At 44.2% G+C, this 18,221-nt stretch carries 13 protein-coding genes; 9 read left to right on the top strand and 4 right to left on the bottom strand.

Annotated elements, in window-relative coordinates:
- Positions 1–7: 7 nt before the first annotated feature.
- The 5 genes from mazG (at position 8) to rlmB (ending at position 6,567) form a co-directional block, all read left to right on the top strand.
- The gene (gene mazG / locus ACMXYR_RS03800; RefSeq protein WP_415902971.1) at positions 8–826 is read left to right on the top strand and encodes a nucleoside triphosphate pyrophosphohydrolase; all 819 of its coding nucleotides are present in this window, start codon (positions 8–10) and stop codon (positions 824–826) included.
- Between the two features lie 203 nt (positions 827–1,029).
- Positions 1,030–3,639: a phosphoenolpyruvate carboxylase gene (ppc, locus tag ACMXYR_RS03805; protein ID WP_415902972.1), complete on the top strand. Its 2,610-nt coding sequence runs from the start codon at positions 1,030–1,032 to the stop codon at positions 3,637–3,639.
- A 378-nt stretch (positions 3,640–4,017) separates the two neighbouring features.
- On the top strand, positions 4,018–4,677 hold the full coding sequence (gene adk / locus ACMXYR_RS03810) for an adenylate kinase (protein WP_415883710.1): 660 nt from the start codon (positions 4,018–4,020) through the stop codon (positions 4,675–4,677).
- Positions 4,678–4,814: 137 nt separating this feature from the next.
- Positions 4,815–5,825 carry a ferrochelatase gene (gene hemH / locus ACMXYR_RS03815; protein ID WP_415902973.1) on the top strand — a complete coding sequence of 337 codons (1,011 nt, stop codon included), beginning with the start codon at positions 4,815–4,817 and terminating at the stop codon, positions 5,823–5,825.
- 1 nt (position 5,826) lies between these two features.
- Positions 5,827–6,567 carry a 23S rRNA (guanosine(2251)-2'-O)-methyltransferase RlmB gene (rlmB, locus tag ACMXYR_RS03820; protein WP_415902974.1) on the top strand — a complete coding sequence of 247 codons (741 nt, stop codon included), beginning with the start codon at positions 5,827–5,829 and terminating at the stop codon, positions 6,565–6,567.
- A gap of 36 nt (positions 6,568–6,603) precedes the next feature.
- Here rlmB and ACMXYR_RS03825 read toward each other — a convergent pair whose 3' ends face one another.
- Positions 6,604–7,524, bottom strand: a complete 921-nt coding sequence (locus ACMXYR_RS03825) for a LysR substrate-binding domain-containing protein (RefSeq protein ID WP_415902975.1) — start codon at positions 7,522–7,524, stop codon at positions 6,604–6,606.
- Positions 7,525–7,626: 102 nt separating this feature from the next.
- Here ACMXYR_RS03825 and ACMXYR_RS03830 point away from each other — a divergent pair, with 102 nt between their 5' ends.
- Both ACMXYR_RS03830 and ACMXYR_RS03835 read left to right on the top strand, forming a co-directional pair.
- Entirely contained in the window at positions 7,627–8,733 is a 1,107-nt protein-coding gene (locus ACMXYR_RS03830) for an NADH:flavin oxidoreductase (protein WP_415902976.1), read from the top strand.
- Positions 8,734–8,895: 162 nt separating this feature from the next.
- Positions 8,896–10,128, top strand: a complete 1,233-nt coding sequence (locus tag ACMXYR_RS03835; protein ID WP_415902977.1) for a DEAD/DEAH box helicase — start codon at positions 8,896–8,898, stop codon at positions 10,126–10,128.
- A gap of 72 nt (positions 10,129–10,200) precedes the next feature.
- Here ACMXYR_RS03835 and ACMXYR_RS03840 read toward each other — a convergent pair whose 3' ends face one another.
- Entirely contained in the window at positions 10,201–11,382 is a 1,182-nt protein-coding gene (locus ACMXYR_RS03840; protein ID WP_415902978.1) for an acetate/propionate family kinase, read from the bottom strand.
- A 5-nt stretch (positions 11,383–11,387) separates the two neighbouring features.
- A complete protein-coding gene (locus ACMXYR_RS03845; protein ID WP_415887205.1) occupies positions 11,388–12,380 on the bottom strand; it encodes a bifunctional enoyl-CoA hydratase/phosphate acetyltransferase in 993 nt (330 codons plus the stop codon).
- A 245-nt stretch (positions 12,381–12,625) separates the two neighbouring features.
- Here ACMXYR_RS03845 and ACMXYR_RS03850 point away from each other — a divergent pair, with 245 nt between their 5' ends.
- The gene (locus tag ACMXYR_RS03850; protein ID WP_415902979.1) at positions 12,626–14,104 is read left to right on the top strand and encodes a response regulator; all 1,479 of its coding nucleotides are present in this window, start codon (positions 12,626–12,628) and stop codon (positions 14,102–14,104) included.
- A gap of 52 nt (positions 14,105–14,156) precedes the next feature.
- Here ACMXYR_RS03850 and ACMXYR_RS03855 read toward each other — a convergent pair whose 3' ends face one another.
- Positions 14,157–16,814, bottom strand: coding sequence for an EAL domain-containing protein (locus ACMXYR_RS03855; RefSeq protein WP_415902980.1), 2,658 nt, complete (start codon positions 16,812–16,814; stop codon positions 14,157–14,159).
- A gap of 339 nt (positions 16,815–17,153) precedes the next feature.
- Between ACMXYR_RS03855 and ACMXYR_RS03860 the strand changes: the two genes are divergently transcribed.
- A complete protein-coding gene (locus ACMXYR_RS03860) occupies positions 17,154–18,188 on the top strand; it encodes a DUF2333 family protein (protein WP_415902981.1) in 1,035 nt (344 codons plus the stop codon).
- Positions 18,189–18,221 lie beyond the last annotated feature (33 nt).

Below are 18,221 nucleotides of genomic sequence, written 5' to 3' on the forward strand. Positions count from 1 at the left end.
TTGCGTCATGGCTCAGTACACAATTGATGATCTTATCTATCTGATGTCACGTTTGCGTGATCCCGAGACAGGCTGTCCTTGGGATCTTAAGCAAACCTACGCCACTATTGTGCCGCATACTTTGGAAGAAGCGTATGAGGTTGCTGATGCCATTGAACGTAAAGACTGGGAGCATCTAAACGACGAGTTAGGTGATCTACTGTTCCAAGTGATTTTTTATACCCAGCTGGGTTCTGAAGATCAGCGTTTCGATTTTTCTACAGTCGTAAACAACCTCATTGAGAAACTAGTTCGTCGCCATCCTCATGTTTTCCCAGACGGAACATTGCACTCAAATTGTGCAGATAATCCGATCTCGGAAGAGGAGATTAAGCGCAACTGGGAAGCGATCAAACAGCAGGAACGTGATGCTAAAGAAGCTAAAGGCATCAGCCGTGTCTTAGACGATGTACCGCGTGCTCTTCCGGCTCTTTCTCGTGCCGCTAAATTGCAAAAGCGTGCTGCGCAAGTAGGTTTCGATTGGCATGAAACTGAAGCTGTGTTGGATAAGATGGAAGAGGAGCTAGCAGAGCTTCGTGAAGCCATTAAGTCCGGTGATAAGGCTGCGGTAGCTGATGAAATGGGTGATATGCTATTTGCTCAGGTTAATCTAGCGCGCCACCTTGGCGTAAACCCTGAACATGCTGTGCGTGGAACCAACCAAAAGTTTGAGCGTCGCTTTAGCTACGTTGAAGACCAAGTACTCGCATCTGATCGTGATTGGGATGGTTTCTCTTTAGATGAATTAGATGCCTTTTGGGATCAAGCCAAAGCTAAAGGTCTGTAGCTACTTTAAAAGGCTCGTAGCGGGCTTTTAACCCACAGTTAAAGCACTTTACATCTCCTTAAATGCCTCTCTTATAGCCCTGTTTTAGTGCGCTGTTCCTTAAATAATTAACTGAATTTACTGTGTTTTTCTTCTTTTTAATGGGTTAGCATCGAATAAAACCGACTCCATCGGTATGCGAATTTTTGCGTCAGGAGGGATATATGACCAATCTGCACGAAGCTTTACGCGATGATGTTCGAATGCTCGGCTCCAGTCTGGGAGAGACTATAAAAGCGCACCTTGGCGATGAGCTGTTTGATAAAATTGAAGTGGTACGCCAGTTAGCGAAAGAAGGGCGTACGGAAGAAAACGCAGAGCACGAAGAGCTGTTAAAAGCACTGCGTGAACTGGGCGAAGACGAAGTATTACCTGTAGCTCGTGCGTTTACCCAGTTTTTAAATCTCGCCAATATTGCCGAAGAGCATCACAGGGTACGCCGCTACCTTGAAGTCACAGATGTTTGTACTCCTGATTCTCTCTGCACTCTGTTTGCGCAACTACGCCAGAAAGGTTTCACGCCACAGCAGATAGCTGAGTCACTCAAAGATACCCAGATTGATCTGGTATTAACTGCTCACCCTACCGAAGTAAATCGCCGCACCTTAATCCAAAAATACGATGATATTGCTGACTGCTTGCGTCGTTTGGATAGCGGTGATGAAGATGCGCAGACGCGTTTGGATGAACTGATCAGACAGATCTGGCATACCGATGAAATTCGTAAGCAACGTCCAACGCCCGTCGATGAGGCGAAGTGGGGCTTTGCAGTAATCGAAAACTCCCTTTGGACAGCGGTTCCTAAATTCCTGCGTCGACTAGATGCTCAGCTGAATGAAACATTGGGTGAGCGCTTGCCTCTTGATAGCTCGCCAATTCGCTTTGCATCTTGGATGGGCGGAGACCGTGACGGTAATCCAAATGTGACCGCCAAAGTTACCGAAGAGGTGTTACTGCTTTCTCGTTGGATGGCAGCTGATCTTTATCTTAAAGATGTCGATGCTTTGCGCGCCGAACTGTCTATGCACCAAGCTAGCAAAGAGTTAATGGAGCGGGTAGGTGATTGCGCAGAACCTTATCGTAAATTACTGGGTGAAGTACGGAATCACCTGCAAGGCACTAAAAACTGGGTCGCACGACAGCTTAAAGGCGATGTTGAGGGCGACTATGATGTTTATCTACATGATGATGAGCTGCTCGAACCGTTGATGCTTTGTTATCGCTCTTTACAAGAGTGCGGTATGGGCATCATTGCGGAGAATGCGTTGGAAGATATTATCCGTCGCATTGCTTGCTTCGGCCTAACCTTGGTGAAGTTGGATATTCGTCAAAGCTCCGATCGTCATGCGCAAGTATTTGAAGAGCTATCACAGTTTTATGGCTTAGGCTCCTACAGTGGTTGGACCGAAGAGGGCCGTCAAAGCTTCTTGTTGAAAGAGCTACAAAGCAAGCGTCCGCTATTCCCTAATGAGTGGGTACCATCTGATGAAGTGCAGGAGGTTTTAGATACCTGCCAAGTTGTAGCCACTGCTGATAAGAGTGCACTGGGCTCGTATGTGATCTCCATGGCAAGTCATCCTTCCGATGTATTAGCCGTGATTCTGCTTCTACGTGAGATGGGCATCAGCCATAACATGCGTGTTGCACCGCTGTTTGAAACCCTAAATGACCTTGAAAATGCTCGCGATTGTATTGATGCCTTGTTAAGCGTTGATTGGTACAAAGCCTACACCCAAGGCCATCAAGAGGTGATGATCGGTTATTCCGATTCCTCTAAAGATGCAGGCCAATTGGCCGCGGCTTGGGGCCAGTTTAAGGCGCAGGAAGGGCTAACTCAGCTATGTAAAGATCATGGTGTTCACTTAACCTTATTCCACGGTCGTGGTGGTACAGTAGGCCGTGGTGGCGGTCCAAGCCATACAGCGATTTTGGCGCAGCCTCCGGGGTCTGTAGATCATAGCCTGCGCTTAACCGAACAGGGCGAGATGATCCGCTTTAAGTACGGTATGCCTGATTTGGCGATTCGTAACTTAGAGTTGTGCACAGGTGCCGTATTGGAAGCAACGCTCAGTCCAGCGCCGGGGCCTGAGCAAGCGTGGCGTGAGCAGATGGAAGCGATGGCTAAACGCGGTCTTACTGAATACCGTGCCATTGTGCGGGAAAACTCCATGTTTGTGCCGTATTTCCGTGCAGCGACTCCGGAACAAGAGCTAGCGAAGCTGCCTTTGGGATCGCGCCCAGCCAAACGTCGTCAGGATGGTGGGGTAGAGAGTTTGCGTGCGATTCCATGGATCTTCGCGTGGACGCAGATTCGCTTAATGCTGCCTGCGTGGCTAGGTAGTGATAAAGCGCTGCAAGAAGCACTGAATGAGAGCAGTCAGTCGCTGGTTAAAGAGATGTATCAGAAATGGCCATTCTTTAGATCCACGATCGACATGCTTGAGATGGTATTGGCGAAGAGTGATCGAAACATCTCGGCTTACTATGATGAGCAGCTGGTTTCTGAAGAGCTGGGCGTGCTGGGTTCTAGTTTACGTCAGCGTCTTGGTGATATTGTTAGTTTGATCAATCAGATCAAAGAACAAGATGGCTTATTGGATGCTAGTCCTGTGATCCGTCAGTCGATCGATGTTCGAAACCCGTATATTGATCCGCTGCACTTCTTGCAGGCAGAATTGCTCCATCGAGATCGTAACCAGCCAAATGAACGCTTAGAACAAGCGCTAATGGTAACCATGGCAGGTATTTCAGCTGGTATGCGAAACACCGGATAAGGTGATCTTTACCGATTTTCGCTGTTTTTATGATCTAAGTTACTGCGGTGCAGCAATAATTGCTTGTGCTGCAGTGACTTGATAACGTAGTCTCTTACAAAGATTTTAATTCAAAGCTGCTGATGAAACTCCCGAACTTTCAATAAGTTTGCTGGAGATGGGGCCGCTTTGACTATAACTACCTATCAAACTAACGGACTTATACCTTGGTTCCATAAGTCCTGTATTGGTAGTCCTAATGTCGAATTGTTCGCTTTTAAGGTCATGGTATCGTCCGGCATTAGCATTTTTTTATGACAGTATTCTGCTTATTCGATCAACATAGATCGGATGGCGACAACTTTAAAATTTTAAACTTACTAGTTAGGAGTTTCCTGTATGCGTATTATCCTTCTGGGCGCACCAGGCGCAGGTAAAGGTACTCAGGCACAATACATCACTGAGAAGTATGGCATTCCTCAGATCTCTACTGGCGACATGCTACGTGCTGCGGTAAAAGCGGGTACCCCTCTGGGCGTGAAAGCCAAAGAAGTTATGGACGCAGGCCAGCTTGTTTCTGATGACATCATCATCGGTCTAGTTAAAGAGCGTATCGCTGAATCTGATTGTGCAAATGGTTTCCTATTCGACGGTTTCCCACGTACTATCCCACAAGCTGATGCTCTAAAAGATGCTGGCGTTAACATCGATGCTGTAGTTGAAATTGATGTTGCTGACGAAGAGATCGTTAAGCGTATGGCTGGTCGTCGTGTACACCCAGGTTCTGGCCGTACTTACCACGTTATCTTCAACCAGCCTAAGGTTGAAGGTAAAGACGACGTAACTGGTGAAGACCTTGTTCAGCGTGCTGACGATGCAGAAGATACTGTTCGTGACCGTCTGAAAGTTTACCATGACCAGACTGCTCCACTGATCACTTACTACAAAGGCTGGGCTGAAGAAGACGCAGCTGCTGCACCTTCTTACGTTTACGTAGCAGGCGTTGGTTCTGTAGAAGATATCCGTGACGGCGTATTCGCTGGCTTGGAAAATGCCTAATTAGCATTGATCTAAAAGATTTAAAAAACCGTACCCCACCGGGTGCGGTTTTTTTATGCCTATAATCAGCGCTAACTATAGGATTTTAGTCGCACATCCGAGATAATCTCCCCCTTACATAAAAGGAAAGATGCTGAATGAGCCAAACAGATAAAACCGCCGTTGTATTAGTTAACTTAGGTACGCCCGACAAGGCCGAAAAAGGCGCTGTTCGTCGTTATCTAAAAGAGTTTTTATCTGACCAGCGTGTAGTTGAAGGCAAAGGCTTAAGACGTATGCTGTGGTTGTCTGTTCTTAATGGCATCATCCTTAATGTTCGTCCAGGCAAAGTGGCTAAAGCTTATGCCAGCATTTGGGAAGATGACTCTCCAATGCGTAAGATCTTGGACAAACAGGTAGCTGGTCTTCATCTTCTGCTTCAGCAGAAGCACGGTGAGCATGCACCCGATGTTTTCTCGGCGATGACTTACGGTAAGCCGGGACTAACACCGCGTCTTAAAAAGCTACAAGAAAGCGGTTACCATAAAATTTTATTGGTACCGATGTATCCGCAGTATTCCGCGACGACAACAGCACCCATTTATGATCAGGTTGCACAGTTCCAGCTCAAGCAGCGTGAAGTTCTAGATATTCGTATTGTGAACTCCTATTACAGCCATCCAGAGTATATTGCTGCCTTGGCCGATCAGGTACAAACTTTCCGTACAGAGCACGGTACACCGGATAAGTTGATCCTATCCTACCATGGCATTCCGAAAGAGTATTTTGATAAGGGTGACCCTTATCCAAAACAATGCCATGAAACCTCTGAGCTGTTGGCGGCTAAACTAGGTCTTGCTGATACCGAGTGGATGACGACGTTCCAATCCCGCTTTGGGCCTAAGGAGTGGATGCAGCCTTACACAGATAAGACATTGGAATCTTTGCCAGAGAAAGGTGTTAAGTCTCTGCAGATCACTTGTCCTGCGTTTTCAGCTGATTGTTTGGAAACGCTAGAAGAGATCGCTATCGAAAACCAAGAAGTGTTTATGGAAGCCGGTGGTGAGTCTTACGAATATATTCCAGCGCTGAATGCTCAAGACAGTTTTATCGAACTCTTAGCTACACTGGTACGTGAGCAAGCAGGCGATTGGGTTGGAGTTCGCTAAAATGAAATACGAATATCTTTTCGGCATTCACGCCGTAAACACAGCACTTAAGCGTGATGCACAGCGTATCCAAAAGATCCTGATAGCTAAAGGCCGTCACGATGATCGTATGCAGTGTTTGTACGAAACGGCGATGGGTCTGAAGATTCAATGCGAACAAGTCACTAAACGTGATCTTGAAGAGCTAGCCGATGGTGGTAAACACCAAGGTGTAGTCGCGTTATGTAAGCCGATCCAAACTCACAACGAAAAGTTCTTAGATCAATTACTGGATAACCTTGATGTCCCACCGTTCCTATTGGTACTCGATGGTGTAACAGATCCTCATAACCTTGGTGCTTGCTTGCGTACTGCTGATGCAGCCGGTGTACAGGCGGTTATTGCCCCTAAAGACAAATCCGCACCATTAAACGCAACCGCAGCTAAGGTCGCCTGTGGCGCAGCTGAAGCGGTACCGTACATTCTGGTCACTAATCTTGCTCGTACCCTTAAAAGCCTGCAAGAGCGCGGTATCTGGACCACAGGCACCGCAGGTGAAACCGATCTAAATGTTTACCAAGCTAACCTAACCGGCCCTATGGCGTTGATTATGGGCGCAGAAGGTCAAGGTATGCGTCGTTTAACACGTGAACATTGTGATCAGCTAGTTAAAATCCCAATGGCTGGCGAAGTGAGTAGCCTAAACGTTTCCGTTGCTACCGGTATCTGCTTGTTTGAAGCGGTTAGACAGCGAAGTAGTTGATTACAGTTTTTAGAGCTAACCATTTAAAAAGCAGCCTTACGGCTGCTTTTTTGTTGTGTTAACTTTCTTCAGATGTTTACACAGGAAGTCGTGAAAAACCTGTAATCTAGAAGATGGGGTGCGGCTTCCAGGCCTAAGAGAATATAAATTCAACGTTAAGGTATCAAAGTTTTTTAATATAGGGACTAAACGTTGGCTGTTTAGATCGTCTGATACAACAAATTCAGGAATCAGGGCAATCCCTCTACCTGCCAACAGAGTCGAATGAAATAGCTCACTGTTATTAGAAAGTAGCAATGGCTCTAAGTAGACATCAATTGGCTTCTGTCCTTTGAAAAATCGCCATTTACGAGTATTGCCTGCAAGGTTATACATTAGGCAGGCATGTTCTTTAAGTTCTAAAGGATGTTGCGGTTCTCCATGATCTTTTATGTAAGCTGGAGAGGCGCAAGGGATTAGTCGGTACTCGGTAAGCTTTCGACAAATTAAAGAGCTATCGATAAGTTGATGGGTTAATCGAAGAACTAGATCAAGATCTTCTTCTAGTACGTTAACGTGTTGATCGTTTAACTGCACATCAAGGCGGATGTCTGGATATTTCAATATGAACTCATCAAGGATGGGAGCTAGTTCAGATAGTCCCCAAGTCATCGGAACGCCTATCCTTAAATTGCCTTTAGGTGAATGTTGAGACTCAATCAGTTCTTCTTTTAAATCTTGCCATTGATTAATCAGGTTTATTGCTCGTGCGTAGCAACGCTCACCATCGTCGGTAATTTGCATATGCCGGGTACTACGATGGAATAAAACTGTTCCTAACTCACTTTCTAGTCGTTCAATTGCTTTGGAAACCCTCGCAGTCGAAAGGTTTAGCTTCTTTGAGGCTGCGGTAAAACTACCGTTCTCAACCACGGCTTTAAGTACTTTTAAGCTTTCAAGCTGATTAATGTTACTCATATTCAACAAAAAGTTAATAATGTTTCAGTTTTTTTGATGTTCACAATGTTTTTTTTGAAAGTCAAAATTTTAAGGCAATGTAATTAACATTTGGATCGAAAAATGACGACGACAAAAGAAATACTCTTTAAACCATCGAAGCTGGGTAAGCTGGAAGCCTCTAATAAACTAGCGGTGGCACCTATGACAAGAGTGAGCGCAAATGAAGATGGTACGGTTGGACCGCTCATGAAGGAGTATTACGAGGGATATGCTGATGGTGGGTTTGGGCTGATCATTACTGAAGGGTTATATACGGATAAATTATATAGCCAAGGCTATCGAAAGCAGCCAGGAATTAGTTCGGTAAAGCAGGCGAACAGTTGGCGGCCGATCGTTGAAAGTGTGCAGCAGAAGGGGGCTATTATCATAGCTCAATTGATGCACGCAGGAGCATTGTCCCAGTACAACCCTTTTGCAAATACGGCAATGGCTCCTTCTGAGGTACAGCCTTTAGGTGAGCAGATGCCATTTTATTATGGAGATGGCCCTTATCGATTACCTAAGTCTCTTACAACTTCAGATATCAAAGAGGTTGTAGAAGGTTTTGTATCTTCATCCTTATTAGCTAAACAGGCGGGATTTAATGGTGTAGAAATACATGGTGCTAATGGTTATCTGTTGGATCAGTTTTTGACGCAATACACCAACCTACGAACAGATGAGTACGGTGGTGTTCTAGTTAACCGGTTGCGAATTTTTAAAGAGGTTATTAAGTCTGTGAGACAGTCGGTAGGTAAAGACTTTATTGTCGGAATGCGTCTTTCTCAGAAAAAAGTCAACGATCTTGACTATGAGTGGCCTGAGGGTGAATCTGCAGCAGAAACGACCTTTAAACTCATGCGAGAATGCGGGGTCGATTATATTCATACAACCGAGCCGGTACTTAGTGAGCCTGCGTTTGAGGGAAGTGCTTCTCTAGCCTCTTTGGCCAAGAGAATAAGCGGACTGCCGATTATTGCCAATGGAGGAGTAGTTGAACCACAGTTAGCGATTAACGTAATAGGAAATGGAAATGCTGATTTTGTTTCTATAGGTAAAGCTGCTCTCGCTAATCAGGATTGGCCTAATTTGGTAAAGCGATCTGAAGATACCAATATGTTTGATTTTGCGATGCTTGCTCCGATTGCAGATTTAGAAAATTCAAAGCGTTATCTTAAAAATATGTAAAAGGGATTATTCGGAGCCAAAGTAAATTTAATCCTACCTCATTCTGAATTCCTGTATCATAGCCACATCTGCTAGTTCACTGTGAAAGCAGCGAACCTGATCTTTATACGTTATCTTTGAAAGCGATGAATGTTCATCGCTTTCTTTGTTTATGGAATCACTATGTTTTCTGATATCGCACTACATCCACAGTTAGAAGAGAACCTTAAAACGCTTGGCTTCAATGAGCCGACAGAGGTTCAGCAAAAGGCGGTGCCTTTGTTGTTGGAGGGGATGGATCTGTTGGTAAGTTCACCAACGGGTAGCGGTAAAACCGGTGCTTATCTGATTCCATTAGTGCAGGAACTGTCTGCAGGTAAATCGCCAATACGTCAGCCGAAAGCCATAGTACTTGTACCGGTGCGTGAACTCGCTGAGCAGGTGTTGCAGCAGTTTAATAAATTGGCTGCTGGTCTAGAACTGGATGCTGTTTCGCTGGTGGGCGGTGAGGATTTTAAACAGCAGGAAAAGCGCTTAGCTCGTGCCGATTTAGTGATTGCAACACCGGGCCGTTTGGTGCCGCATTTGGAAAACCGTTCTATTGAGTTGGATAGCCTAGATCTGCTGATTTTGGATGAAGCGGATCGTATGCTGGAAACTGGTTTTAAAGAGCGTTTGGATCAGATCCTAACTCTTTGTCCTGAAGCGCGTCAGACGTTGTTGATCTCTGCCACTTTGCCGACGCAAGTTCGTACTCTTGCTCAAAAGCTTTTAGTTGATCCTGAGTGGATTCGTATCGGTCAGAAGCGTGAGGTAGAAGAGGGAATCAAGCAGAGCATTTTGCTTTCTGATGATCAGTCTCATAAAGATAAACAGCTGTGCTGGTTGCTTGAAAACGAATCGTACGACAAGGCGATTGTGTTTTGTAACAGCAAAACCGAAGCGCGCCGTTTGGATGGCTTTTTACGCTACCACAAATTTAAAGCGGCTCTATTGCATGGTGATGTCCAGCAAAAAGGTCGTTTTGCGACGATCGAAGGGTTCCGTAAGGGTACAACAACGGTTTTGGTAACCACTGACCTCGCATCCCGTGGTTTGGATGTGGAAGGGGTTGAGTTAGTCATCAATATGGAGATGCCGCGTAAGGGCGATCTCTACCTTCACCGTGTTGGCCGAACTGGTCGTGCTGGTCAGGAAGGGCAGGCGATCTCGTTGATTGATCCGCACGAGTGGAACCTAATGTCTTCGATTGAGCGGTACCTGAAGACTCGCTTTAGACGTAAATTGATCGAAAGCTTAGTAGGTAGCTACAAAGGCCCGAAAAAAGTGAAAGCATCTGGTAAAGCAGCTGGAACGAAAAAGAAGAAAAAACCGGCTAGTGGCAAGAAGAAAGCGCCGAAAAAACCGAAGAAGTAATCTTGGCAGATTAATAGATATAAAAAAGGGTACCTCGAGGTACCCTTTTTTAATGCTGGAGCGTAATGGCGATTAAGCCATTAAATCCTTAGTGTGCATGGCGATCATCGCTTCCTCATTGGTCGGGATAACGCGCACAGTCACTTGAGAATCGGCACCATTGATAATGCTGTCGTTGGTTGAATTAGCATGAGGGTTAAATTTAACGCCTAGCCATTCACAGCGTTTAAGGATGCGTTCCCTGACATTGGCGCTGTTTTCTCCGACACCACCCGTGAAGACAATCTGCTCTAAACCTTCGAGTGCTGCAGATAAGCGACCAATTTCTAGAGCTGCTCGGTAGCAGAACATATCGATCGCTTCTTCCGCTTCTGGCTGATCGCTTTGCTCCAGTTCTAACATATCAGAGCTGATACCTGACACGCCTAGCCAGCCACTTTGCTTGTAGATCAATGCTTCCAGATCATCAGCCGAAAGGTCGTGATGACGCTGAAGGTAAAGCAAAACACCCGGGTCGATATTGCCACAGCGGCTACCCATTGGCAGACCATCTACCGCGGTAAAGCCCATGGATGAGGCAACTGATTTACCCTTGCCGATAGCACACATACTTGCGCCAGCACCTAAGTGACAGACTACGGTTTTAAGATGACCGCTTTTCTGTTCAACAAGTTGACGCTGAATGTATTCGTAAGAAAGACCGTGGAAACCATAGCGATGAACACCTTCCTCAGTGTATTTACGAGGTAGGGCATAGTGTTGCTCCAACGCGGATTGCTCGGCATGAAACATAGTGTCAAAACACGCTACCTGAGGTAGGTCTGGAGCTATGTTTTGGCAGGCCTCGATCAGTCTTAAGTTATAAGGTTGATGCAGTGGCGCTAGTGGAATAAAGCTTGCCAGCTTATCCAATACTTGATCATTAATCAGGATAGGCGCACTAAAGTGGCTACCCCCATGAACAACACGATGGCCAAAGGCGCATAGAGTGTTGTCACTGACTTCCGCGTTTAGCCAATCGAGTATGGTTTTTAAGCAGGCCTGGTGGCGTTGCTCTTTAGGTACGTCGCTAAAGCTTGGTGTGCTTTTTAGTAGTACTTCACCGGATGCATCTTTTACTTTAAATCGAGCGGTATCATTAAGGATATTGCCCAGCTTAAAGTTATATAGCAGCTCTAGCTTAGCGCCTGTGTACTTAAACAATGCGCATTTTAAGCTAGAGGAGCCGCCATTAACCGTTAAAATCGTTTCCATACGACCTACTTTTCTTTGTGATGAACCATATGAGATGCCAACGCACAGGATGCTAGACGAGCAAGCGTTTTATCAGCACGGCTTGTTAGAATGATCGGCACTTTTGCGCCGAGTGCGATACCTGCCGATTTAGCGTTGGCTAAATAGATCAGCTGTTTAGCGATCATGTTGGCTGCTTCTAAGTCTGGCGCTAACAGAATATCAGCATCACCAGATACCTCGGAAACAATGTGTTTATCGATAGCGGCTTGTTGCGAGATCGCATTATCAAACGCTAACGGGCCATCAATTAAGCCACCCGTAATTTGAGAGCGATCTGCCATTTTGCAAAGCGCAGCTGCATCAATAGTGCTCTGAATATTAGGCTTAACTTTTTCTACTGCAGATAAAATTGCTACTTTCGGCGTTTGAACGCCTAGTGCACGGCAGAAATCGATCGCATTTTGCGTGATATCTTTTTTGCAGTACAGATCCGGTGTGATGTTGATCGCAGCATCAGTGATGATCAGTGGTTTATGGTAGTTTGGTACATCAAACACGAAGACGTGACTTAAGCGACGCTCAGTTCTGATCCCTTTTGTTTTGTGAACTACTGCGCGTAGCAATTCCGATGTACCTAAATGGCCTTTCATCAATACTTCGGCTTCGCCGCGCTTTATCAATTCACAAGCTAGCTCTGCAGCAGCGTGGCTATGTTCTGTATTGATGAGTTCAAAATTACTGATATCCAGATTTTGCTCTTCAGCAACGGCTTTAATCTTTGCTTCAGGCCCCACTAGAGTTGGGATAATGAGACCATGCTCGGCTGCTTCCACTGCGCCAATCAGACTGTTGCCATCAACTGGATGGGCAACAGCAGTACGGATAGGGCGAGCCTTTTCAGCTTGTTCAATAAAAAATTCTAGCTGGTCGTGCAGCGGTGGTTTTTCTTGAATAACCATCAAAACCTCGAAATTAAATTGTATTACCCGTTCATTGATAGAACTGAAGGTAATCATTGTATATGACCTGATTATGACGCGCCGCAGCATTTTTGCTAGTGATTCATATCAGGTTTCCGATCAAAGTAAGATTATTACTCAGGTCGATAGTTAAAGAATTCATGTTATGAAGTCACAAAAATGCTAAAAATAACCTAAGGTTTAGTGTGGTCATAAAAAACATGGTGGTATAAATTAAGGAATCAATTTTTAGTATTTAAAATAATTAGTCTAGCAGGACGGAACCTCTTGGAGATATAAGGATGCAACAAACCATTTTTGTGGTTGATGGTAGCTCAACAATTCGAACGTTTTACAAAGCTGTACTCGAAGATGCTGGTTATCGCGTAAAATTGCACCAAACTGGTGAAAGCTGTTACAAAGCTCTCAGTTTTGACATGCCTGATCTCATTCTTTTGGGTGCAGAGCTGCCGGATACTGAATGTGTCGCCTTTGCATCTAAGATTAAAGCTCGTCCTGAGTTTTTACTTGTCCCAATTATTGTTGTCTCTTCTCTTCGGTCAATGGAATTGAAACGTAACTGCTTTCAGGCGGGTGTGACCGATTTCATTATGAAAAACTGCACTCAACATTTTCTGCTTGAGAGAGTGAAGAATGTTATTGAGCGTAGAGAGACAATGCAGTTTAGTCAGCATATCGCAGGGCAACGATTCAAAGTGCTAGTGGCTGAGGATAGCGTTGCTTTATTGGCTTTGTATGGTCAAATGCTAGAGCAGTTAGGTTGTGCTCCAGTGCTTTGTCAAAATGGTAAGGAAGCATGGGAGACACTTCAGCAGCATGAAGACGTGGATCTTGTGATGACCGATGTTGAGATGCCAGAAATGGATGGTATTGAGTTGAATCATCTGATTCGCTCCTGCACCCAGTATGATCAAGTGCCTGTTATTGTCGTGACTCAATTCGATCAAGAAGAGCTACTATGTGATTTACTGACGGCAGGTGCTAGTGACTACATAACAAAACCCTTCAGTCATGAAGAGCTTCGTGCTCGTGTTGGCTCTCACCTTAGAACTCGCCATCTTTATAAGGAACAGCAGCGACTTAATCGTGAGTTGGATGAAGCTAATAGTTACTTGGAAGAGCGTGTAAGAGCTCGTACGCAAGAGTTATATGAAGCTAATGTAGAGACCATCCAGAAATTAGCTATGGTTTGTGATTACAAAGACAACGATACGGGTAACCACATTAACCGAGTTAAGGAGTACTCTGAAGAGTTAGGTAAAGCGATAGGTTTATCGTCAGAAGTGGTGAATCGTCTTGGCTTTTCTAGCATGATGCATGATGTTGGCAAGATCACCACGCCTGATGCCATTCTTAATAAACCTGGCCCATTGGATAATCAAGAGTGGGAGGTTATGCGTCTGCATTCTTCTATAGGGGCTAAGATTTTGGGTAAGAGCGCCTTTTTTAATATGGCGAGAGATATAGCCATTGCTCACCATGAAAAAGTAGATGGCAGTGGCTATCCAAAAGGTTTGAAAGGGGATGAAATTCCGCTCGCGGCAAGGATTGTTGCTGTTGTGGATGTCTTCGATGCGTTGTTATCTAAGCGAAGCTATAAGGACGCTTGGACCCAAAATGAAGCCATCAGTGAGCTTAAACGTATTGCTGGTAGCCACCTTGATAAACGCCTAGTAGAGGTGTTTGTCGCTTTAGTAGAATCAGGAAAGTTGGATTATATTCGTGTTCAATTTCCAGAAGAGCAAATACAGTTGGGGTGAATTGTTCTTTTGGTTGCTCAGAGCTTTCACATTGTTTCAAGCCTTGCAGTGCCTAAGTAAGGGTACAATTGAAAGTGTGAGTATTTGGTAGATTTTCTGTTTCAACTAGGTTTTCCATTTCTTTATGTACCAGAGGTCGGCTGAATAGATAGCCTTGACCAATATCACAGCCAAAGTCTCTTAACAGAGCTAATTGATCTTCATCCTCAATTCCCTCCGCAACCACTTTCATATCGAGTGCATGTGCCATAGTGATAATCGTACGGGTTAAAGTGGCATCACCTTGGTTGTGAACCATATCCTTCACAAAGGCACGGTCTACTTTTAAGGTTGATACAGGGAAGGTGGTTAGATAGCTCAATGAACTATAGCCAGTACCAAAGTCATCAATGGTGAGTGATGTTCTAAGTTCGAGCAGTTTCTCTAATCGTGGGAGAAGCTTCTCGATATTCTCAGCTAATAGACTTTCGGTGATCTCCAGTTCGAGCCTGCTAGGTTCAATACCTGTTTCTTCAATTACGCCCGCCACCATATCTATGACGCTGTCATCGTTCAGCTGTCTGATGGACAGGTTAACAGCCATAATTAGAGGGGTATCACTGAATTTCTGTAGCTCGATCAAATCTAGGCAAGCTTGGCGTAAAGCGAACTCACCCAGTTCGTTAATGACACCGATATCTTCGGCAATTTCGATAAACTCAAATGGTCCAACTGGGCCTAATACAGAGCTGTTCCAGCGCATTAAGGCCTCAAAACCCATAATACGGCCGGTATCTATATTGTTCTTGCTTTGGTAAGCCATATAGATCTCGCCGCGCTCGAGCGCTTGGCGTAATTCTGTTTCGATGGTGTGTCTGCGTTTTAAGCGATAGTCGAGTTCGTGGTCAAAAAAACTGTAGCGATTTCTACCATCTTTCTTCGATTCAAATAGAGCAATATCCGCAAACTTTATAAGTCCTACTACTTCGTTGCTGTCTTCAGGGTAGCGGGAGATGCCAATGCTGACAGAAATATAGATCTGTTTACCTTCTATTAATACAGGTTTCTCTACATCTCGAAGAATCTTCTCAGCTAGCGTTTCTACTTCTTGATTTCTGATATAGGTTGCGTGTACTAAAAATTCATCACCACTAATATGGCAAATATGTGCTTTGCCCTTACAGCATTTAACTAGTCTGCTTGCGACAAGTTGTAGTAATTGATCACCGACCATGTGACCAAAGGTATCATTAACGGTTTTGAAGTTGTCGATATCTAAATAAAGTACAGCAACTTGCTGTTTATTTTTCCAAGCGTTTTGGAGTTCTCTTGTTAGGTTTTCATTAGTTCTGCGGCGATTAGGTAAGCCTGTTAATGGATCAAAGTTTGCTTGTTTATACAGCTTGGCTTCTGCCTTCTTGCGGCTACTGATATCTTGCACAACGACTACATAATGGGTGAGTTCGTCATCAGGATTAGTGATATGGCTGATAGAGAAGGAATACCATTTTCCGTCAAAATCGGTTTTACGTTCTCCAAACCAGTTACCTTTTACTGCGATTTCATCGCTAATCTTTTTAAGGTCATTAGTTAAGACATTGTAAGGTGGAAAATCGATAATATTATGTCCACGAGCTTTATTGTGAGCATTAGGCTTCGCAGTAGCTAAGTCAAAGTGGCTATTGGCATACTCTATCGACCATAGGTTATCTGTGATTACGACGCTGTTAGGGCTTTGTTCAATTGCTTTAGACAATTTTTGAACTTTACGTTCCGCCTTTTGTTTCGCGTCGGACATGCGTTTACTAATTTGTAGTGAAACTCTGTAGGCAAGTAATGCCGCGAGAAGGAATAGAATAAATACGGTGCCGATAGGTCGCATTCGTTCTAACCAGGAGTTAAATAGCTTAGTGATAGGATAAGAGTTGAGAGTGATGAGTTTATATTCTGGTAAATAACCTACGTTTGCTAGGACTTTCTCCCCTTTAACTTCAAGCTCTAGGCCTTGTTTTACTTGGCCTGATTGTAGGTTATATTGAATTTCGGTAGCCGTTTCCTGAGCTAAACGCCAACCAAATAAGTCTGATACAAAACCTTTTGGGATGGGATAAGACATACGCACTTGCCCGCCTTCACCTAGCAGCCAGATTGTATTGTTATCTGGGCTAATAAATTTCTGCATCAGGGATGATTTTCCCTGAACGCGGTAAAAAGCGATTACGATGGCAATAATCTTCTTGTCATCATTTAAAATAGGGACATAGAAAGGCAGTAAAGATTCCCCTAAAAGGCCTGTTCTATGTAGGTAACCTATCTGAGCGGTTCGGCTTACTTTTACATTGTCTAACACAATATTTGGGCTGGATAATTGTGGTAGATTGATATCGCCTTTACTCAGTAAGACGTTCCCTTTTTTATCGATTAAGGAAAATGCAGCAGCTTCGCCGGTTGCTGACAGAAGATACTCGAACACATTTGTAACAGAGCGTTCTTGTAGATTTTTGTTGATAAAACGTGCTTTTACTGTTTTTACAATAAGACGTGTTTGGTGATCAAAGAAAGATCGGCTCTGACTAATTAGAGTCTGATTTTGTTTGTATAGCTTATCGTACTGACTGGTTTTAACATCATCCCAAAGGGCAATGCTGAAAACGGTCAACGCAGATAAAAGAATTACCGAAAGAAGTGTGAATAAAAGCCTTAGCGGTTTGATCCCTTCGTGTCTTACCATGTCTTATACCCTCCTTGTAGCGCTGCCTGAGGCATAAATCTGTAACTCCCTGTCACTATAGTAAAGATACACCACCTTATTCTGATATTGGCTTAAGTATCGAGGCTGCAATACAAGATGCTGACTTGAATTATAAAAGTATCTTTTATTTGAGTAATTTTTCAAATTTGGTCTAAGTAATTTCTTAGCATAATACCGTTGTTATAGAGGTTTTATAAAAGAATTTTTTGCTTCGACCATCGCAACATTCCGAATACCTTTAGGATCAGTTAAGCTGTGGCAGTAAATAATAAGTGGACAGTTACATCGTCCAACGGATTGTTAGAGCTGAGGAACCTCATGGGATTATTGATTGATTGGTTTTTAGATTTTTGGGACAACATGCCAGGAGGTAAAATTAGCCGAACTATTTTTAGTGCTGTCACGCTAATTATTGCTATCTCCGTTCCCCTAGGTATTTATTGGAGCTGCCCTCCTGCTGCATTTGATCCAGTTGCAGAAGCTAAAGCGAATGCGGAGGAGCAAGGTGTAAAAGTAACGACGGGTTATCCAACGGTTTATACCTTGCATCGATTGATGGATACGTTGTTGCATAAACCGGGCGGTTATATCACTAATGATGTGGCGCCTCCGGGTATCTGGTTAGACAACATCAGCAATTGGGAATATGGCGTATTGGTGCAGTCTCGTGATCTTGCTCGAGCCTTACGAAAAGACTTTAGTCGTTCGCAGTCTCAATCAGTTGAACATCCAGAGCTGACAGTCGCGGAGCCTCAATTCCACTTCGATGCGAATAGTTGGTTACTTCCTTCTTCTGAATCTCAGTATAAAGAAGGCCTTGATGCACTAAACAAATATCAGATGGAACTGACTAAAGTTACTGAATCTGAAGCTCAGTTCTATGCACGTGCAGATAATCTGAATAATTGGCTTGGCGATGTTCAAACGCGTTTAGGCAGTTTGTCACAGCGTTTAAGTGCAAGTGTAGGGCAGAAACGTGTGAATACAGATTTAGCGGGTGATCCGGCTGCTGAACAATCTACACAGACTGCTTCTGATAAAGAAGTGAAAACACCTTGGTTAGAAATCGATGATGTGTTTTATGAAGCGCGTGGCTCTGCTTGGGCACTATTACATGTATTGAAAGCAGTTGAGCAGGATTTTGGGCCTGTATTAGATAAAAAGAATGCTCGAGTGAGTCTCCGTCAGATTATTCGTGAGTTGGAAGCGACTCAGGAAACCGTGTGGAGCCCAATGATCCTTAATGGTGGCGGTTTTGGCTTGTTCGCTAATCACTCTTTGGTGATGGCAAACTATATTTCCCGCGCTAATGCTGCGATTATTGATCTACGAGAGCTGCTAGCGAAAGGTTGATTAAACAAATTTTTGTTTATTTTTAAGGGGCTT

This window comes from Neptuniibacter sp. QD29_5, assembly GCF_047778125.1.
GTDB lineage: Bacteria > Pseudomonadota > Gammaproteobacteria > Pseudomonadales > Balneatricaceae > Neptuniibacter.